The sequence below is a fragment of the Streptomyces antimicrobicus genome (assembly GCF_020532625.1).
In the GTDB taxonomy this organism is placed as follows: Bacteria; Actinomycetota; Actinomycetes; order Streptomycetales; family Streptomycetaceae; genus Streptomyces; species Streptomyces antimicrobicus.
This window is the reverse complement of the sequence record NZ_JAJAUY010000055.1, coordinates 1-17,497: the sequence shown is the minus strand read 5'-3', so window position 1 is coordinate 17,497 and position 17,497 is coordinate 1. Positions and strand designations below refer to the sequence as shown.

Genomic DNA, 17,497 nt, shown 5'->3' with positions numbered 1-17,497 from the left:
CCGTACGTCCCGGCGGACCGTCCACAGAGGAAAGGCCATGAAACACCTGCGCACGGTCGACGACGTCATGACCCGCACCGCGATCTGCGTCGACCACGACACCGCGTTCAAGGACATCGTGGAAACGATGCGGAAGGGGAACGTCAGCGCCCTGCCCGTGCGCACCGGCGACGGACGGGTGGCCGGCGTCGTCTCCGAGGCCGACCTGCTGCTCGGCGGGCGGGGCACCGGCCCGGACCGGGCGACCACCGCGGAGCAGCTGATGACCCGCCCCGCCGTCACGGTGACGAAGGACGCCGGCATCCCGGTCGCGGCGCGTCTGATGGCGCGCGGGCACCTCAAGCGCTTGCCCGTGGTCGACGGCGACGGCCGCCTGATCGGCGTCGTCAGCCGCGGCGACCTGCTGAAGGTGTACCTGCGGCCGGACGCCGACATCGCTGCCGAGATCCGCGAACTGATCACGCGCCAGCTCGTCCCCCGCGGCTCGGCCGTGATCCACGTCCACGTCGCGGCCGGCGTCGCCCACCTGTACGGCTCCCTGCCGGATCCCGCCCTGGCGGACGTGGTGGTGCGCGCCGCCCGCACCGTTCCCGGAGTGGTGGACGTCGAGGCCGACCTCGCCGCCCCGGCGCCGGCGGTCTGAGGTGGACAGGGCCATGAGGCACCGCAGCGTCGCGGAGCTGATGACGGCGAACGCCGTCACGGTCCGACCGACCACGGCCTTCAAGGAGGTCGCACGGCTCCTGCACGAGTACGACATCACCGCCGTGCCGGTCGTGGACGAAACCGGGCACGCCGTCGGTGTCGTGTCCGAAGCCGATCTCCTGCGCCGCCGCGGCGCAGGGGGCGGGGCGACCGCCGCGGACCTCATGACGAGTCCGGCGGTCACGGCCCGGCCCGGGTGGAGCGTGGTCCGAGCGGCCCGGGTGATGCAGCGGCGGAAGGTCAAGCGCCTTCCCGTCGTGGACGTGGACGGTCGGGTGATCGGCGTGCTCAGCCGCAGCGACCTGATCCGGCTGTTCCTCCGCCACGACCACGCCATCCAGGAGGAGATCGTGGAGGACGTCCTCGCCCGGACCCTGCGCCTCGCTCCTTCCTCCATCACCGTCGTGGTGGACGACGGACTGGTGACGCTCAGCGGGACCGTGCCGCGGGCGGAGCTGCTCCCCGTGATCGACCGGCTCTGCCAGAGCGTCGACGGCGTCGTGGACGTCGACAACAGACTCACGTGCGTCCCCGCCCCGCCGACCGCGGCCGAGGAGGGGTCCCACCCAGGAGGAACACAGACAGGAGCAGTCCCGTGACCGCACCGCACCTGGACCCCGCAGTCGTCGCCGAGATCGTCGCCGACGCCGTCAGCGCACCGTCCATGCACAACGCCCAACCCTGGAAGTTCGTGTTCCGCCCGGAGGACGGCGTCATCGAACTGCACGGCGATCCGGAGCGGGCCATGACGCGGACCGACCCGGACCACCGCGCCCTCCACCTCGGTTGCGCCGCCGCGCTGTTCAACCTGCGCGTCTCCGCCGCACGGCACCGGCTCCCGGTACGGGTGCGGCTGCTGCCCGACGACCGCGAGCGGTGGCTGCTGGCCACGGCGACCGTCGACGAACAGGCCGGGGCGGACCCCGACCTGGCGGCCCTGCACGACGCGCTCCGGCGCCGGCACACCAGCCGCTTCCCGTTCAGCGACGAGCCGGTGCCGGAGGCGGTGCTGGACGGTCTGAGGGCCGCGGCCCGCCTGGAGGGCTGCCGGCTGGTGGTCCCCGGCGACTGGCACGTCGAGACGGTGCTCGATCTGGTGCGGGACGCCGAACACCGCGAAGAGATCGATCCACAGGTCCGCGCCGAGACCGCCGCCTGGACCGCACCCGGGTCCGGTGCGACCGGCCGGCGCGACGAGGGCGTCCCCGCCGCCGCGTTCGGCCCGCGGAGCTCCGGCGGCCCCTCCCCCGTACGCGACTTCGGGCGCTCCCGGGACCTGCCGGACCGCGGCTGGGCCGTGTTCGAGAAGAGACCGCAGCTGGCCCTGCTGGGCACCGCGACGGACACCCGCGCCGACTGGCTGCGGGCCGGGCAGGCCCTGGAGCGCGTGCTCCTGCGGGCCACCGCCGACGGCCTCGCCACCTCGATGACCTCCCAGCCGCTGGAGTGGCAGGAGCTGCGGTGGACGGTCCGCGACCCGGCCGAGGCCATGGGACACGTACAGATGGTCCTCCGCCTCGGCTACGGGCCGCAGGGACCCGCGACACCGCGTCGGCCGGTGACGGAGGTCCTGGAGATCAGGTGAGGTGCCCTGCAAGCCGCTGCGGCCGGCTCGTCGCCCGCGGCCTCAGTCCGACGGGGTGGCCCACGGCGCGCCCGCTCGCGGGCGCGTCCCGGCGTCCCCCATGTCACTGAAGGCCAGGCGTTTCAGCTGGGCGCCCAGGTCTTGCATGGCGCGGGCTGCGGCGAGTTCGTCACCGATCTCCGGTACGTCGGCGTCGGCGGGGTTGCAGCGCGCTGTGCCGTGTCCGGTGAGCTTGGTGGTGCCGGTGTCCAGTTCGACGCGGGCCTTGGTCGTCCGGTCCTCCTCGAACAGGTAGAGGTGGGTCTTCCACTCAGTGGTGTGCGACATGGTGTTCCTCCGGGGCTCGGGAGCGGTGGCGTCGGCGCCGGACCCGGCGGCGGGTTTCGTCGGTTGCCCAGACCAGCGGCGGGAAGGCCGCGACGAGGACGACGACGTCCAAGGGGAGGGCCGCGGTGCCGAAGAGGTGCTGGAGCGGGGGCGCGTAGACGAGCGCCGCGGTGAAGGCGAGTTCGAAGGCGATGCCGGCCAGCAGCAGGGGGTTCGTGAAGAACCCGATCTCGCGCAGGGCCGCGTGGTCGGTGCGGGCGGCGACGGCGGTGCCGACCTGGCAGGTGACGATGCCGGCGAAGGTGGCGGTGGTCGCCGTCAGGTAGGCGTGGTGGAGCGGGGCGCCGGGGCCGGTCGGGTCGCCGGGGTGCCATCCCGCGCGCCACAGGACGTAGAAGAAGGCGCCCATGACCAGGGCTGCGGAGACGGTGCCGAGCCAGCCCCAGCTGCGGATCAGCATCTCCTTGTCGATCACCCCCTGGGAGCTGGGGCGGGGCGGCCGGTTCATGACGCCCGGTTCGGCCCGCTCGCGGCCGAGGGCCAGGGCCGGGAGGGTCTCGGTGCCGAGGTCGACGGCGAGGATCTGCAGCACGGTCAGCGGCAGCGGGACGGCCCCGCCGGAGAGGGCGAACACGACGAAGGGCACGACCTCGGGGGTGAGGTGGGCGAAGATGTAGACGATGAACTTGCGGACGTTGTCGTACACCCGGCGCCCGGACTCGATCGCCGTGACGATGGTGGCGAAGTTGTCGTCCGTCAGGACCATCGTCGACGCCTCGCGGGCCACGTCCGTGCCCGAGCGTCCCATGGCCACGCCGATGTGGGCGCGGTGCAGGGCCGGGGCGTCGTTCACCCCGTCGCCGGTCATGGCGACGATCTGCCCGTGGCTCCTGAGGGCGTCGGCCACCTTCAGCTTGGTCTCCGGTGACGAACGCGCGAAGACGATCTCGGCGTCCCGGTCCCGCAGGAGGTGGTCGAGCTGGTGGTCGTCGACCGCCTCGGACTGGGCGATCACCCGGAGCTCCGGGACCCCGATGCCGACGGCGCGGGCGATCGAAGCGGCCGTGGCACCGCTGTCGCCCGTGACGATGTGCACGACGAGGCCCGCCTCGTGGCAGCGCCGGACCGCGGCCGCGACCTCCGGGCGCGGCGGGTCGTAGAGTCCGGCCAGCCCGAGCAGGTGCAGGTCCCGCTCGGCCCCCCGGCGCGACCCCGGGGGCTCGGCACCGGCGGGCAGGTCGCGCACGGCGACGGCCAGCACCCGCATGCCGTCCGCGGCCAGCGCGTCGGCGGCCGCCTGCGCCTCGCGGGCCGGCTCCCCACCCGCCAGCAGTGGCAGCACGGCCTCCGGGGCACCTTTGGTGACCACGCGGAGGTGCCGGCCGTCCGTCGCCTGGACCACCGACATCAGGCGCAGGCGGGGGTCGAAGCGGAAGCAGGCCCGGCGGTGGGCGTCCCGGTCGGCCGGATCGACGGCCACGCCCTGCTCCGCGGCCCCTTCGGCCAGCGCGACCTCGGTCGGATCGCCGTGCAGCCGGCCGTCGCTCTCGCGGATCACGGTCGTGCACAGGGCCGCCGCCCGGACGAGACCGGCGCTTCGGGGCCCGGGCTCCCTGAGGCTCTCCGGCGTCCAGAAGGCGTGCAGGCGCATCTCGTTGCGGGTGAGGGTGCCGGTCTTGTCGGTGCAGATGACGTTGGTGGAACCGAGGGTCTCGACGGCGCTGAGCCGCTTGATCACCGCTCCCTGCCGGGCCAGGACCCGGACGCCCACCGCGAGGGCGAGGGTGATGGTGGGCAAGAGGCCCTCGGGAACGTTGGCGACGAGCAGGCCGATCGCGAACATCAGCGAGTCGGTCAGCGGCAGCCCCACCGCCACACCGGTCACGAGGAACACCGCGCCCATGGCGACGGCGACCCCCGCGATCAGCCAGGCGACCCTCTTGACCTGCGTCTCCAGCGGGCTCGGCTCGCGGCGCGTGCGCTGGCTGAGGGCGGCGATCCGGCCGAGCTCCGTACGGTCGCCGGTGGCGAACACGATCGCCCGCGCCTCCCCCTCGGTGGCGCTGGTGCCGCTGAGGACGAGGTTCGGCTCCTGGAGCACCGGGACCGCCTGGAGACCGGGACCGGCCACGCGTTCGACCGGAGTGGACTCGCCCGTGAGCATGGACAGGTCGGCTTCGACGCCCCCTTCCGTCAGACGGGCGTCCGCGGGGATCCGGTCGCCTTCCTCGAGGACGATGAGGTCTCCGGGGACCAGGTCACGGGCGGGTACGTGCTGGGGCCGGCCGTCACGGATCACCTGGGCCCGGGCGGGGAGGTAGCGGGCCAGGGTCTCGACGGCCCTTTCGGCCTGCCGTTCCTGGACGAGGGCGAAGCCGGCGTTGACCAGGACGACGGCGACGATCGCCCAGCCGAGCACCTCGATGCCGGCGACGAAGGCGAGGGCGGCGGCCGCCCACAGCAGCAGGGCCAAGGGGTGGACCAGCTGCCGCAGGAGTTCCCGAAGGAGGCCGGGCCGGGCGGTACGGCGGACCTCGTTGGGCCCGTGGACCGCCAGGCGCCGCTCCGCCTCCCGGCTCGACAGGCCCAACGGCCCGGTGTGCAGTTCCCGGCGCAGCAGCGCGAGGGGTTCGAGGGGATCCGGCGTGCGGCCCGGCGCGAGGTCCGGGCCCACGGCGCGGTCAGCCATCGCCGGCTCCGTGGCCGGGCCGCAGGCGCCCGGACCACAGGGGTTCGACGCTCTCCCACTCGGTCTCCCAGGCCCGGGAGCTGCGGGCGTCGACGAGCCGCAGGCCACCGCGGACCAGCAGGCCCGAGACGAGCAGGACCCCCGTGAGCGCTCCCGCGCCGACGCCGAACGCGTCCAGCGCGACGTCGGCCGTGCCGGGGGGTGCGGAGGCCTCGTGGCCGGCGTCGTCGACCCAGACGCGGACGGTGTCTCCGGCGCGGGTGCCCCTCGGGACCGGGACCGTGTCCGTGTGCGAGCGGTCGAGGGGATAGTGCCAGGTGGCGCGGGCGACGTCGGCGGGGGCGCCGCGCGGCCGGGCGCCGGCCAGGTAGAAGGTCTCGCCGACCGTGACGGCGCTGACCTCGTGGCGGTGACGGGCGATCGACTCCGCCGCGCGGCTGCTCCCGGTCCAGGAGGCCCGTCCGGCAGCGACACCGCAGAACACCGCGACCAGGCAGGCCACGGCGAAGGCCAGGCGCAAACGGGTGCGGGTACGGTCGGCCTTCCGCCGCAGCGGGTTGGCGCCCCGTCCGCTCGTCCGGTCCTTCATGGCGCACCTCCGCGCTGCCTCCCTGCCGACGGGCCGCGCGTTCAGGCGGCGGCGAGCTCGGCGCTGATGTGGTGGGCCCAGCTCCGGATGCGGTCGGGGTCGCGGAAGTCCCCGCCCTTGCCCTGCCGCAGCATCGATCGGGCGAGGAGTCCGGGAGTGGCGGCCGTGAGGCTGCCGCCGAACGTCTTGTGCTCCCGCGCGCCGACGAGCTGCATCTGACGGGCGACGGCGGGAACCGGAGGGATGTCCCGCTCCTCGGCGGAGCGGTCGAGGGGACCGCTGCTGAACAGCCAGACCGGACGCCGGCGCAGCGAGTCGGCGTTGCGTTGCGCGCAGCGCTTGGCCTTGCCGCTCCAGTGGCCGGCGTACAGGGCGCCGCCGAGGACGACGGCGTCGTAGTCGCGGACGTCGTCGACGTCGTCCGCGGGCAGGACGACGGCGTCCAGGCCGTCCTCGCGGAGGGTCGTGCCGATCCGTTCGGCGATTCCTGCCGTGGCCCCGTGCTTGGTGCCGTAGGCGACCAGGACTCTCTTGCCGGTCATGAGTGGGCCTCCTCGTCCTCCGGGCGGGCCGGCCGGCCGACCGACCGGCTGGTCCCACTGTCACCCGGTCCGCGGCCCCGCCGCATGGGTCGGACGGGCCCCGGCGGGGGCCGTTCGGCCCTGCCGCCTACCGGTCGGCCGCCGTCGGGCGGACGATGGTCACCGGGCACGCGGAATGGAGGGACACCTGCTGGCTGACCGAGCCGAGCAGCGCCCGGCGGAAGCCGCCGCGTCCGCGGCTGCCCACGACCAGCATGTCGGCCCCCTGGGACGCGTCCACCAGGACCTCGACCGGATGGCCGTGCACCAGCTTCTCGTGCACCCTGGACGCCCCTTGGTCGCCGAGTACGGAGCGGACCTCGTCGACCAGCCGCCTCTCGGCCTCTTCCTCGTCGAACGTCGCGTCCACCGCGGGGGCCGACCACGACGCTTCGCCGGGCACCTCCCAGGCCGTGACCGCCTCCACCGTGCCGCCGACGAGGCCGGCGTAGCGTACCGCCCATTCCAGTGCGGCCCGGGACGAGCGCGACCCGTCGACGCCCACCACGATCCGCGGAGTCTCCTGCTGCGTGTCCATGCTCTGCGTCCCTTCCGAGATCTCCTTCCAGCGTGGGCGAGCGCGGTGGTCGCCGCCACGCGAGGGGCCTGGCGGGGCTACGCGTCGGCGGGCGGGGCGGCCCCCTCACCGCCTGCCGCCGCCGGCAGGCGGAACCACCGCTCCTGACCTGCGGCGACCTGCTCCCGCCGAGCCCCGGGCAGGACCAGGGGCAGCGGGCCGAGGAGCGACGGCGGCACGCGCACGCCCAGCCGGCCCGGGCGGAACCGGATGCGGACGTCGCGGTGCCCGAGGTAGGAGACGTAGAACGTCGAGGCCGGGATCTCGGAGAGCGGCACCGGGTCGACGTGCAGGCCGTCGGGGCCGGGGTCGAGCCCCACGATGCCGCGTTCGACGAGGTCGAGGGTGCCGGCCATGGCGCCCAGGTGGATCCCCTCCCCGGTGGTGCCGCCCTGGACGTCGGTGATGTCGCCGAGCAGGGCTTCCTGGCAGTAGCGCCACGCGTCGGGGCCCTGCTGCCGGGCGAGGACCCAGCCGTGGACCAGACTGCTGAGCGTGGAGCCGTGGCAGGTCCGGCGCAGGTAGTACGAGACCGTCCGGTCCCAGAGCGCGTCGTCGAGCACGTGACCGAGCCGGGTGAACAGCCGGGACAGTTCGGCGGGACGGAAGAGGTAGCCGAGCATGAGCGTGTCCGCCTGCTTGGACGCCTGGTAGCGGTTGGGGGTGTCGCCCTCGGCCTCCAGGATGCGGTCCAGGCGGCGGATGTCGTGGTAGCGGGCCCGGTACGTGTCCCAGTCGAGCTCGGCGAGGTCGCCGTAGCCGTGGAACTGGCTGATCACGCCGCGGTGGAAGGGCACGTACATGCGGTGCGAGACGTCCTCCCACAGGCGCAGGTCGTCCGCCGCGACGCCGAGCTGCGCGAGGAGCTCCGCGCGCCGGGCCGCCGGGAGTTGCGCGTACAGCTCCAGCGCGCGGGCGAGCACCCAGGCCGCGGTGACGTTGGTGTACGCGTTGTCGTCGATGCCGGGCCCGGGGGCGTCCGGGTAGGCGTCGTGGTACTCGTCCGGGCCGACGACGCCGCGGATCCGATAGCGGCCCAGGCCCTGGTCCCAGGTGGTGGCGCCCGCCCAGAAGTGGGCGACGTGGAGCAGGAGTTCGGCGCCCGGTCCGTGCATGAAGCCCGCGTCGCCGGTGGCGAGGCCGTAGTTCCAGGCGTTCCAGGCGACGGCCGACCCGACGTGGCGCTGGAGGTGGGAGTGGTCGGGCAGCCAGCGGCCGGAGCGGGGGTTGAGGTGCAACCGCTGCGTCTCCTCGGCACCGGAACTTCCGCTCTGCCAGGGGAACATCGCGCCCCGGGCCCCGGCTCGCCGCGCCGCCTCCCGGGCGGCGGGCAGCCTGCGGTGCCGGTACATCAGCAGGGCGCGGGCGGTCCCGGGGAAGTGCAGGGAGAGGTAGGGCAGGACGAACAGCTCGTCCCAGAAGACGTGGCCGCGGTACGCCTCCCCGTGCAGGCCGCGGGCCGGTACCCCCGCGTCGAGTTCCGCGGTGTGCGGCGAGAGGGTCTGCAGGACGTGGAAGGCGTGCAGGCGCAGGATCCTGCCGGTCTCCCCCGCGGCCCTCAACTCCCCTTCCTCCCAGGTCCGGTGCCACGTGGCCTGGTGGGTGGCCAGCAGGGTCGGGAAGTCCGGGGCGCGGGTGGCGTACTCGATGCTGCGCCGCACGGGATCGGTGGCGGGACGGTCCAGCGAGCTGAACAGGGCGGCGGTCCTGACGACCACGACCGGCCGCCCCCGCCGGATCGGCAGGACGCACCTCTGCGTGGCGGCGTCGGCCGTGCAGGCGGTGTCGACGGTCGTCAGGGGCCGTGCGGACGTCCGGACGGCGATGCCGATCCGCACCCCGGTGGCCGATGTGGTGCAGGCCAGCCAGGCGGTACCTTCCGCCTGCACTCCGGCTCGGTGTTCCACGAGGTGGCGCGCGGCCAGGGCGCGGTAGCGGTCGACGCCGGCGTTGGCGACGTCCGCGTCGAGCACGGCTTCGACCTCGATCCGGCCGCTCCAGCCGTACGCGCGCAGGACGGTGCGCTGCGCGGCCAGGTGGGGGTCCCCCATGTGGACGAGCCGGGTGTGGGTGACGCCGAGGCGGCGGCCCTCGGCGTCGTGGAAGAGCAGCCGGCGGGTGAGGGTTCCGGCCCGGAGGTCCAGGCGGACCCGGCAGTGCCGCAGGGACGGGTGGTCGGGGGTGAGCCAGTCGCCGGGCGGCGCGTCGTCGGGGAGGCAGCGGTAGCGCAGGGCGGTCCAGTCGGGCAGCCGGACCATGTCCTCGTTGGAGACCTGGCGGCCGGCCACGGCGGAGGTGAGCCGGTTGTAGCAGCCGGCCAGGTAGGTGGCCGGGTAGTGGACGGCGTCGGCGGTGCTCTCGGGCGCTGATCCTCGGGTGGCGAAGCGGCCGTTGCCGAGGGTGCACAGGGACTCGACCAGCCGCTCGGTCCTGGGGTCGTAGCGCTGGTACTCCCAGCACCAGGCCGTGGTCACGGCCTGCGGCCTTCGAGGGCGGCGGGCAGGTCGCCGAGGCCGGGCAGGACGAGGTGGGCTCCGTGCGCCCGCAGGGCGTCCGCCGTGTGCCGGTCACCGTCGCGGTCGAGGCCCACGACCAGGCGGAAGCGGCCGCTGCGTCCGGCCTCGACGCCGACGAGGGCGTCCTCCACCACGGCGGCGTGGTCCGGGCCGACACCGAGCCGGTCGGCGGCCTCCAGGAAGAGGGCGGGTGCGGGTTTGCCCGGAAGGGCCAGGGCCTGCGCCTCGTTGCCGTCCACGATCGTGTCGAGCAGGTCGGCCAGACCCGCGGATGCGAGGAGGGAGCGCGCGTGCCGCGAGGCGGACACCGCCGCGCAGCGGACGTTCGTCTCCCTCAGGCGCACGAGCGCCGGCCGGACGTCGTCGAACGCCTGCGCCCCTTCGGTGCGCACCGCCTCGGAGAAGACCTGCTCCTTCCGGGCGGCGACCGCGTGCGCGGTGGTGCACCCGGGCGGATCCGAAGGAGCTCCTTCGGGGAGGTCGATGCGGCGCGCCGCGAGGAATGCCCGTACGCCGTCGAGCCGGGACCTGCCGTCCACGAGGTCCCGGTACTCGCGGACGGCGTCGAAGGGGCGGGGCCGTCCTCCCGAGGACCGTCCCCACTGGACCAGGCACCCGTCGAAGGCCTCCTTCCAGGCGGCCGCGTGACGGGCGGCCGTGGCCAGGAGCACCCCGTCGGTGTCGAAGACGACCGCGCGCACCCCGCTCATGACGCGTGGGCCACGCGTCGGCCGGTGAGCCGGACGGGGGTGAGCTTCATCCAGTGGGTGCGCGGGCCGCCGGCCCACGGCTGGGACCGGGCCGTCGCCGTCAGGTGCCGGATCTCGTCGGGGGCGGTGACGGCACGCAGTTCACCCACCGCCAGGACGCTCCAGCCGCCGGCCGTGACGTCGTCGATGTTGTCGATCTCGAAGGCCACCTCGGTCCCCGCCGCTTCGGCCGCGCGGGCCTGCGCGGCGGTGCGGAACGCGATGTCACCACCCGCGACCACGTAGTTGACCGGGAGGACGGCCGGACCTTCGGGAGTGAACACGCCGATGCGTCCGACTCCGTGCGTGCCCAGCAGCGCCCGGCACTCGTCCTCGTCCAGGGTGACGAGGCCGGTGTCGGTGCGGGCGCTGGTCCGGCCCGGCGCGTGCTCGGCGCTCGCGCCGGTCAGGTCGTCGACCGTGACCCCCAGGGCGTCGGCCACCCGGACGAGGGTGCCGGCGGAGGGCGAGGCGGCGTGCTCCTCCAGGTAGGCGATGTAGTTGCCGTCCGTCCCGCAGCGGCGGCCGAGCTCCTCGCGGCTGAGGCCGAGCGCGGTGCGGCGGGCCGCGAGCCGCCGGCCCAGGTCGGTGCGTCCGGTCGTCCCGCCGGACGGCTGGGGTCGGGCGCTCGGGGTGCTCTTCACGGTGATCACTGCTCCTCGGCCGGCAGGGCGACGGTGTCGTGCTGCGGTCCGCCGAGCACGACCTTGAGCGCGCCGGTGTCGGCAGCGCGGGAGAAGACGTCGTAGGCCTCCTCCATCTGGTCGAGCTCGAAGCGGTGGGTGACCATCGCGGCGCCGGGAAGCCGGCCGGCGGCCGTCATCCGCAGCAGCAGGGGGGTGGAGTAGGTGTCCACGAGGCCGGTGGTGAGGGTCACGTCCTTGATCCACAGGTCCTCGAGGTGCAGGGTGGCCGGCTTGCCGTGGACGCCGATGTTCGCGACCCGGCCGCCGGGCCGGACCATCCGCGTGCACATCTCGAACGCCTCGGGCACCCCGACCGCCTCGACGACCACGTCCGCGCCGAGCCCGTCGGTCAGGTCCTCCACCAGTTGCTCGGGCTGCTCGAGCGCGCTCACGGTGGCATCGGCGCCGAATTCACGGGCGGCCGAGAGCCGGGAGGCGGCCATGTCCACGGCGATGATCCGCAGCGGACTGTAGAGGCGGGCCGTGACGACGGCCGCCAGGCCGATGGGTCCGGCGCCGACCACCACGACCGTGTCGCCGGGGCGGACGTTGCCGTTGACGACGCCGACCTCGTACGACGTCGGGAAGATGTCGGCGAGCAGGACGGCCTCGTGGCTCGGCAGGGCGCTGGGCAGCGGGTGGACGGACAGGTCGGCGAAGGGCACGCGGACGTACTCGGCCTGGGTGCCGTCGATGAGGTGGCCGAGGACCCAGCCGCCGCCACCGCGGCACTGCCCGTAGCGGGCCTCACGGCAGAACCGGCACCGCCCGCAGGCCGAGATGCAGGAGATCAGGACGCGGTCGCCGGGACGGACGGTGCGCACGTCACCGCCGGTCTCGACGACGGTGCCGACGGCCTCGTGGCCCAGGATCCGGCCGGGCTCCACCTCGGGGACGTCGCCCTTGACGATGTGCAGGTCGGTGCCGCAGATGGTGACGGCGTCGACGCGGACGATCGCGTCGGCGGCGTCCTTGACGGAAGGGTCCGGGACGTCCTGCCAGGAGGTTCGTCCCGGCCCGTGGAAGACGAGTGCCTTCATGGCGCGACCTCACTTCTGCTGCGCGGAGTCTCCCTACCAGGCTGTCCCCTCGCCCCGCTGCCGTGCTTGGGCCGGTCGGCCCTCATCGGGGACCCGGTCGGGCCCCTGCGCCGGACGGGGTCCGGTGCCACGGTGGGAGACGGTCGTACCGCGGTGCGGGGACGCCGGGCTCCCGGAGCTGCTCGCCCCGTACGGCAGCGGTGCCCCGCCCGTCCACGCACGCTGAGGACCCGCCATGACCTCCACCCCGTACACCGTCGCCGACGTGATGACCACCGAGGTCGTCGCCGTCACCCCCGACACCGGCTTCAAGGACATCGCCGGCGCGATGGAGCGCTGGAAGGTGACCGCCCTGCCCGTCATCGAGGGCGAGGGCCGCGTCGTCGGCGTGGTCTCCGAAGCCGATCTGCTGCCCAAGGAGGAGTACCACGAGCACCGCCCCGGCCTGATCGAGCAGATGCGCCGCCTGGGCGACACCGCCAAGGCCGGCTCCACCCGTGCCGAGGACCTCATGACCGCCCCGGCGGTCACGATCCGCCCCGACGCCACCCTTCCGCAGGCCGCCCGCCTCATGGCCGAACGGCGCGTCAAGCGCCTCCCGGTCGTCGACGCCGACGGCACCCTGAAGGGCATCGTCAGCCGCGCCGACCTGCTCAAGGTCTTCCTCCGCACCGACGAGGACCTGACCGCCGAGATCCGCCGGAGCGTGGTCGAGCGCCTCTTCCCGCTGTCGCACGGCACCGTCACGGTGACGGTGTCGCACGGCATCGCGACTCTGACCGGTCAGGTGAGGGACGCCGCCTTGATCCCCCTCGCCGCACGCCTCGCGCAGTCGGTCGAAGGCGTCGTCGACGTCCGCTGCCGGCTCCGGGAAGCCGGCAGCGGTGACGGCCCGGCTCCGTGACGTGCCGCCGCGGCTGCGGCTGCGGCGTCAGGGGCAGCCGCTGCGCTCCTGACGCCGGGACCTGCCCGCTTCGGCAGGCCCCGGTTCCTCGGGTCAGCCTCGGCCGAACACCGACCGCTGGACGTCGTCGGGACCGTCGAACCGGTCCTTGGAGGACGAGGCGAGCTCCTGGGTGATGTCCTGCCCGGCGCCGTTGCGCTCCGCCAGTTCCACGAGGTCGTCGCGGTCGGCCGGGTACTGCGCGCCCTTGAGCGCCTTCTGCACTTCGATGGGGTTGACGTCTGCCATGGCTCAGGTGCCTTTCCGGTCGTCCGCGCCGTCCGGTGTTCCGTACGGCACGGCGGTCTCGGGCGTCACGGGTGGTCCGTACGCTGTTCCGGCGGCGTGGGTCCGCCCGTCCGCCTGCGGTCTTCCTCGCCGCCGCCCGACTTCTTCGGGGTCTGCGGCTCGGCGGCCTTGCGGTGCCCGCTCTCCTGCGGAGTCGCGGCACCCTTTCCGCTGCGTCGTGCTTCGGGCTGCTGGGGATCGCCCATGGCCTCGTTCCTTTCGGGGGTCGACGGGGACCGCGTCCGCCCGCGGGGAGGGGCCGTCAGTTCGTCCGGCGACCGACGACCGCCCTCCCGCTCCGGTCCGGACCGCCCTTCACCCGTGCGGCTACCCGCCTTCGGCGGATGCCACGCACCGGCCGCCACGCCGAGGCGCCTGCGGCCGTTGAAGGGGTGACATGCCGCGGAAGAGGAAGAAGAGGAGGGGCGTCCGTGTCGGAGAGCAAGGCCGATGTCGTCGGGATCGCCGGAGGCGATCTGCGCTTCCTGCGGGGGCTGCTCGGCAGCGCCGGTGAGGACGCCTGGGAACGGCTCCTCGAATGGTTCGTCGACGACTGGTTCCGGCTGGACGTGCTGGGCCTGGACAACGTCCCGGCCGAGGGCCCCGCGGTGCTCGTCGCCAACCACTCGGGCGCCTGGGGGCTGGACGCGTTCGTGCTCCAGAAGGTGCTGTCCCGCTCGCTGCGGCGCCGCATGCACACTCTGGCCGCCCCGTTCCTGTTCCGTCTGCCGCTGCTGGGCGCGTACGCCGCGAAGAAGGGGGCCGTCCCGAGCGACCTGCGGGCGGGGATGACGCGGCTGGCCGACGGCGAACTCCTCGTCGTGTTCCCGGAGGGGGTCTCCGGCCTGGAGAAGCCGTTCCGCGACCGGTACCGGCTCCAGCCCTTCAACCCGGGCTTCGCCGTGGCCGCCGTGCACGCCGGGGCGCCGGTCGTTCCGGTCTCCGTCATCGGGGCGGAGGAGTCCGTCCCGAAGGTCGGCGAACTCCCGGCGCTGGCGCGGTTGCTGGACCTGCCGAGCTTCCCGCTGACATCCCCCTTCCCGCTGCCCGCGAAGTGGCTGATCACCATCGGTGAGCCGATCGCCCCGCCCGAACGGCCGCGCGCGGCGGGCGCCCGCGCGGCGGCGGCCCGCCGGCTCTGCGCCGAGGTGCAGGTCGCCGTGCAGGAGCTGGTCGACCGCGAGCGGCAGCGGCGGGACACCTTGGTGTGACGGCCGCCGCGCCCGCCCCTCGGCCCGCCCCGCGGGCGGTCCGCGTACGCCCCCGGGGGCGTACGCGGGTCAGCCGCCCAGGCGACGGGCGGCGGCGCGGACGTCGGAGGCGGCGCGGGCGCACCGCTCGGCGTGTTCCAGTAGTTCGGTCCGGAAGCGTTCGCCTGTCTCGTCGCCGTTCCAGCCGGTGTCGGCGGCGCAGGCGGCGAGGAGCCGCGCGTGCTCGTCGAGTCGTTCGGCTCCGGCCCGGGCGAGCGCCGCGTACGCCGCCGGGGAACCTCCAGGGGCGGACGGCGGGGTGGTGCCGGTCGGCCCCACGCCGATCAGCAGCGTGGCCGGGTCCAGGGTGTGCGGCATCCGGTCGGGCGTCAGCGCAGGGGAGAGCAGCACCGGCGGGGCCGTCTCCTCGAAGTACCGGACGATCGCCTCGGCCACCCGCACGGCGAATCCGCTCGCCGTGCACGCGGTCGGCGAACCGCACAGCGGTGAGGGGCGGTACGCCTCGGTGGCCGAGCCGTCGTCCCAGGTGGCCGGGTGGTCCCCGGCGGACGGTGCGCCCGCGGTGTCCTGCAACCAGGAAGGGGCGGCCAGGATCTCGGTGCCGGCGTCGATCGCGAGCTCCTGCCAGGTGAACGGGGAGCGGACCGGGTACACCGCGGCGGCCACGGGCGGGAAGTGGTCCAGGGCCGCGGCCACGGCGCCGGCGGGGCCGGCCGCCGCGGCCGGGAAGCCCACGGCGGTGAGCGCGAGGGCCTGGAGGGCGGTGGCGGTGGCCGCTTGGGAGACCACGGCCAGGGTGTGCGCGAGCGCCTGCCCGCTCTCGCACCGGCCGGCCACGGAGTCCGGGTCCGGGTCGGCGAGGTAGGGGGCCAGCCTGCGGGCCACGGCCGCCGCGCGGTCGCCGCGGGAGCCGCCGCCGGCCGCTGCGGCGGCCCGGGCCAGGAGCTCGCTGAGGAGGGTGTCCTCCGCCGCGGCGGCGCCGGCCACCACCCGGCGTGCGGCGCGCAGCAGTCCCGGCCGCCACACCTCCCAGGGGACGGCCCCGTCGTCGCGGCGGGCGCGGGCCACCCGGTCGAGTTCCTCGGCCAGCGGCCCGGCGAGCGCGGCGGCGGCCGGGGCCGCGTGCGGCGGGAGCGCGGTGTGCGGGTGGAGGCCGTGGCGGTGCCCGGCGGCGTCGAGGCGGACGGCGGGCTCCAGGGCGTGCGCGTCCTGGCCGTGGGCGAGGAGTCCGGCGGTGTCGGACCGGGTCAGCGGAACGAGGAACGACCCGAACGGGGTGCGCAGCCGGACGGGGCGTCCGGAGCGGGTGCGGCGCAGGTGGGCGAGCACGCTGCGGGCGGCGCCCTCGCGGGTGAGGGTGTCCAGGCCGAGCGCGCGGGCGGGGGCGTCCGCCCAGGGCAGGCGGTGCGCGAGCATGGCCGCGCTGAACACGGCGTTCTCCAGGGGCCAGGCGGTAGCGGGGGTGGTCATGGGCGGATCGGTCTCTCCGGGGTCGGTCGCGGGCCGGGCAGCGGGCCAGGCAGCGGGGCGCTCGGCGGGTCGTGGGCGCTCGGCGGGTGGTCGGCGCTCGGCGGGTGGTCGGCGCTCGGCTTGCCGTGGGGCGCCGGGCCGGTTCACCTGTCGCGCAGCATGTACGGCTGGTTGTGCGTGATCTCGCCGTCGTAGCGCCGGATCAGGTCGTTGACCCGGTCGCGGTAGTGGGCCAGTTCGCCCCGGAGGCTGTCCGAGTAGGCCTGCGGGGCGTGCGAGAGCGGGTAGTCGTACGACTCGTCGAGCCAGGCGAGCTCCACCCAGCTGTCCGGGATGTCGTTGGGCGAGGCCGGGCCGCGGCCGTCGAGCATCGGGATCACGTCGTGCTTGTTGACCAGGCTGATGACCTGGGTGGTGTGGTCGGCGGGCCGCTTGTTGTCGATCGGGGAGCCGAGGGTGACCACGTGGGTGACCCGGAACTCGCCGGCCAGCTCCGGGTCGGAGGCGAGGTTCATCGCCGTCAGCCCGCCGAGGCTGTGGCCGACCAGCATCAGCTCGGAGCCGGCGGGCACACCGGCCCGGGCGAGCAGTTTGCGGGCCGCCCGGGTGTACGTGGTGTCGGTGCGCAGGCATCCGTCGAAGGCGCCCACGAGGTCCTGCGGGGTGCTGTTGCTGAGCAGGCCGAAGCTGGTGCCGGGGAGCAGCAGGACGTACCGTACGGCGCCGTCGGCGCAGGTGACGCGGCGGAGGAGGACCAGTCCGTGGTTGCCCAGGGCGCCGATGTCGTTGATGTAGCTGACGATGTCGTTGCGGGAGGTGCCGAGCACCTTGGCGAGGATCGGGTCGGGTTCGGCGCGTTCGGCCCGGCCGCGGCCCGGGTTGAGGAGGCCCAGCAGGGAGCTGGGGAGGCCGAAGAAGGGGTCCGTGGTGGGCACTCCCCCGGCCAGCGTGACCCAGGCGAAGCTGTCGTTGCCCGGGTACTCGTCCAGGAGGGCGGTCAGCGCCAGGAGCTCCATGATCACGGGGCTGATGGTGGTGAGGGCGCGCGTGACGCCGAGTCGTTCGACGAGGGCGTGCAGGGCGCGGACGGCCTCCAGCCGGTCCCCCGCCACGAGGGCGTCGGTGAGGCGGCGGGCGTGCGGGGAGTCGAGGTTGGGGTGGGTGACGGTGGCCGCCTCGATGCGCAGGGCGAAGGCGTCCACCGCCATGGTGATCGCCGCCGGCCGGCGGCGGGTGACGTTGCCCGCGGCGCGGGCGAGTTCGCCGACGACGCCGCCGTTGGCCCCGAAGCCGAGGCCGGAGGGGCTGGTGAGCGCGCGGGTGCAGGCCAGCGCCGCACCGACGGCCCAGGCGGGGCGGCGCAGGGCCTGGAGGCCGAAGCGGCCGGTGGTGACGGCCGTGGTGAGATCGGCGCCGGCCCGCTTCGCGGTGAGGGCGGCGTCGGCCAGCAACACGGAGGCCTTGATGAGGAGTTCGGGGTCGGTGCGCTGCCCGGGGGCGGCGGGCGGGCGCAACCGCTCGGCCGCAGCCCCCAAACCCCC

18 protein-coding genes are annotated in these 17,497 nt (G+C 74.8%); 5 read left to right on the top strand and 13 right to left on the bottom strand.

Going from position 1 to position 17,497, the window contains the following annotated elements; all coding sequences use genetic code 11:
- Positions 1-37 precede the first annotated feature (37 nt).
- Genes LG632_RS15905 through LG632_RS15895 form a run of 3 tightly spaced genes read left to right on the top strand, consistent with a single transcriptional unit; the run spans position 38 to position 2,290 of the window.
- Positions 38-643 carry a CBS domain-containing protein gene (locus LG632_RS15905; RefSeq protein ID WP_226727878.1) on the top strand — a complete coding sequence of 202 codons (606 nt, stop codon included), beginning with the start codon at positions 38-40 and terminating at the stop codon, positions 641-643.
- 13 nt (positions 644-656) lie between these two features.
- A complete protein-coding gene (locus LG632_RS15900) occupies positions 657-1,304 on the top strand; it encodes a CBS domain-containing protein (protein WP_226727875.1) in 648 nt (215 codons plus the stop codon).
- Complete coding sequence (locus LG632_RS15895; RefSeq protein WP_226727872.1) at positions 1,301-2,290, top strand: Acg family FMN-binding oxidoreductase; 990 nt, start codon at positions 1,301-1,303, stop codon at positions 2,288-2,290. The genes LG632_RS15900 and LG632_RS15895 overlap by 4 nt, the downstream gene beginning before the upstream one ends.
- Positions 2,291-2,332: 42 nt before the next feature.
- Here the strand turns inward: LG632_RS15895 and LG632_RS15890 are convergent, their stop codons facing one another.
- The 9 genes from LG632_RS15890 to LG632_RS15850 form a co-directional block, all read right to left on the bottom strand.
- Positions 2,333-2,617, bottom strand: coding sequence for a DUF1876 domain-containing protein (locus tag LG632_RS15890; RefSeq protein ID WP_226727870.1), 285 nt, complete (start codon positions 2,615-2,617; stop codon positions 2,333-2,335).
- The gene (locus LG632_RS15885) at positions 2,601-5,306 is read right to left on the bottom strand and encodes a cation-translocating P-type ATPase (RefSeq protein WP_226727867.1); all 2,706 of its coding nucleotides are present in this window, start codon (positions 5,304-5,306) and stop codon (positions 2,601-2,603) included. The genes LG632_RS15890 and LG632_RS15885 overlap by 17 nt, the downstream gene beginning before the upstream one ends.
- Positions 5,299-5,895, bottom strand: coding sequence for an Rv1733c family protein (locus LG632_RS15880; protein ID WP_226727864.1), 597 nt, complete (start codon positions 5,893-5,895; stop codon positions 5,299-5,301). The genes LG632_RS15885 and LG632_RS15880 overlap by 8 nt, the downstream gene beginning before the upstream one ends.
- Before the next feature lie 41 nt (positions 5,896-5,936).
- A complete protein-coding gene (locus LG632_RS15875; RefSeq protein WP_226727862.1) occupies positions 5,937-6,437 on the bottom strand; it encodes a flavodoxin domain-containing protein in 501 nt (166 codons plus the stop codon).
- 127 nt (positions 6,438-6,564) lie between these two features.
- Positions 6,565-7,014: a universal stress protein gene (locus tag LG632_RS15870; protein WP_226727860.1), complete on the bottom strand. Its 450-nt coding sequence runs from the start codon at positions 7,012-7,014 to the stop codon at positions 6,565-6,567.
- Between the two features lie 77 nt (positions 7,015-7,091).
- Positions 7,092-9,527, bottom strand: a complete 2,436-nt coding sequence (locus LG632_RS15865) for a glycoside hydrolase family 65 protein (RefSeq protein ID WP_226727859.1) — start codon at positions 9,525-9,527, stop codon at positions 7,092-7,094.
- Positions 9,524-10,279 (bottom strand): HAD family hydrolase, encoded by a 756-nt coding sequence (locus LG632_RS15860; protein WP_226727855.1) that lies wholly within the window; start codon positions 10,277-10,279, stop codon positions 9,524-9,526. The genes LG632_RS15865 and LG632_RS15860 overlap by 4 nt, the downstream gene beginning before the upstream one ends.
- Positions 10,276-10,962: a helix-turn-helix domain-containing protein gene (locus LG632_RS15855; protein ID WP_226727853.1), complete on the bottom strand. Its 687-nt coding sequence runs from the start codon at positions 10,960-10,962 to the stop codon at positions 10,276-10,278. The genes LG632_RS15860 and LG632_RS15855 overlap by 4 nt, the downstream gene beginning before the upstream one ends.
- A gap of 5 nt (positions 10,963-10,967) precedes the next feature.
- Positions 10,968-12,044 (bottom strand): zinc-dependent alcohol dehydrogenase family protein, encoded by a 1,077-nt coding sequence (locus tag LG632_RS15850; protein ID WP_226727851.1) that lies wholly within the window; start codon positions 12,042-12,044, stop codon positions 10,968-10,970.
- 235 nt (positions 12,045-12,279) lie between these two features.
- Here LG632_RS15850 and LG632_RS15845 point away from each other — a divergent pair, with 235 nt between their 5' ends.
- Positions 12,280-12,948 (top strand): CBS domain-containing protein, encoded by a 669-nt coding sequence (locus LG632_RS15845; protein ID WP_226727849.1) that lies wholly within the window; start codon positions 12,280-12,282, stop codon positions 12,946-12,948.
- Positions 12,949-13,041: 93 nt separating this feature from the next.
- Here LG632_RS15845 and LG632_RS15840 read toward each other — a convergent pair whose 3' ends face one another.
- Positions 13,042-13,236 (bottom strand): DUF2795 domain-containing protein, encoded by a 195-nt coding sequence (locus LG632_RS15840; protein WP_226727846.1) that lies wholly within the window; start codon positions 13,234-13,236, stop codon positions 13,042-13,044.
- Between the two features lie 65 nt (positions 13,237-13,301).
- Entirely contained in the window at positions 13,302-13,481 is a 180-nt protein-coding gene (locus LG632_RS15835) for a hypothetical protein (RefSeq protein WP_226727844.1), read from the bottom strand.
- A gap of 225 nt (positions 13,482-13,706) precedes the next feature.
- On the opposite strand from LG632_RS15835, the gene LG632_RS15830 reads away from it, so the two are divergent.
- A complete protein-coding gene (locus tag LG632_RS15830; protein ID WP_226727841.1) occupies positions 13,707-14,486 on the top strand; it encodes a lysophospholipid acyltransferase family protein in 780 nt (259 codons plus the stop codon).
- 69 nt (positions 14,487-14,555) lie between these two features.
- On the opposite strand, the gene LG632_RS15825 is transcribed toward LG632_RS15830, so the two are convergent.
- Both LG632_RS15825 and LG632_RS15820 read right to left on the bottom strand, forming a co-directional pair.
- The gene (locus tag LG632_RS15825; protein ID WP_226727839.1) at positions 14,556-15,956 is read right to left on the bottom strand and encodes a hypothetical protein; all 1,401 of its coding nucleotides are present in this window, start codon (positions 15,954-15,956) and stop codon (positions 14,556-14,558) included.
- 143 nt (positions 15,957-16,099) lie between these two features.
- Positions 16,100-17,497 (bottom strand): lipase family protein (locus LG632_RS15820; protein WP_226727837.1); only part of this gene is annotated, 1,398 nt, incomplete at its 5' end.

What these genes read in the sequence shown, in the direction of transcription:
- LG632_RS15905 (WP_226727878.1), top strand. Translation starts at nt 38, where the DNA reads ATGAAACACCTGCGCACGGTCGACGACGTCATGACCCGCACCGCGATC.
- LG632_RS15900 (WP_226727875.1), top strand. Translation starts at nt 657, where the DNA reads ATGAGGCACCGCAGCGTCGCGGAGCTGATGACGGCGAACGCCGTCACG.
- LG632_RS15890 (WP_226727870.1), bottom strand. Translation starts at nt 2,617, where the DNA reads ATGTCGCACACCACTGAGTGGAAGACCCACCTCTACCTGTTCGAGGAG.
- LG632_RS15885 (WP_226727867.1), bottom strand. Translation starts at nt 5,306, where the DNA reads ATGGCTGACCGCGCCGTGGGCCCGGACCTCGCGCCGGGCCGCACGCCG.
- LG632_RS15880 (WP_226727864.1), bottom strand. Translation starts at nt 5,895, where the DNA reads ATGAAGGACCGGACGAGCGGACGGGGCGCCAACCCGCTGCGGCGGAAG.
- LG632_RS15875 (WP_226727862.1), bottom strand. Translation starts at nt 6,437, where the DNA reads ATGACCGGCAAGAGAGTCCTGGTCGCCTACGGCACCAAGCACGGGGCC.
- LG632_RS15870 (WP_226727860.1), bottom strand. Translation starts at nt 7,014, where the DNA reads ATGGACACGCAGCAGGAGACTCCGCGGATCGTGGTGGGCGTCGACGGG.
- LG632_RS15860 (WP_226727855.1), bottom strand. Translation starts at nt 10,279, where the DNA reads ATGAGCGGGGTGCGCGCGGTCGTCTTCGACACCGACGGGGTGCTCCTG.
- LG632_RS15850 (WP_226727851.1), bottom strand. Translation starts at nt 12,044, where the DNA reads ATGAAGGCACTCGTCTTCCACGGGCCGGGACGAACCTCCTGGCAGGAC.
- LG632_RS15845 (WP_226727849.1), top strand. Translation starts at nt 12,280, where the DNA reads ATGACCTCCACCCCGTACACCGTCGCCGACGTGATGACCACCGAGGTC.
- LG632_RS15840 (WP_226727846.1), bottom strand. Translation starts at nt 13,236, where the DNA reads ATGGCAGACGTCAACCCCATCGAAGTGCAGAAGGCGCTCAAGGGCGCG.
- LG632_RS15835 (WP_226727844.1), bottom strand. Translation starts at nt 13,481, where the DNA reads ATGGGCGATCCCCAGCAGCCCGAAGCACGACGCAGCGGAAAGGGTGCC.
- LG632_RS15825 (WP_226727839.1), bottom strand. Translation starts at nt 15,956, where the DNA reads ATGACCACCCCCGCTACCGCCTGGCCCCTGGAGAACGCCGTGTTCAGC.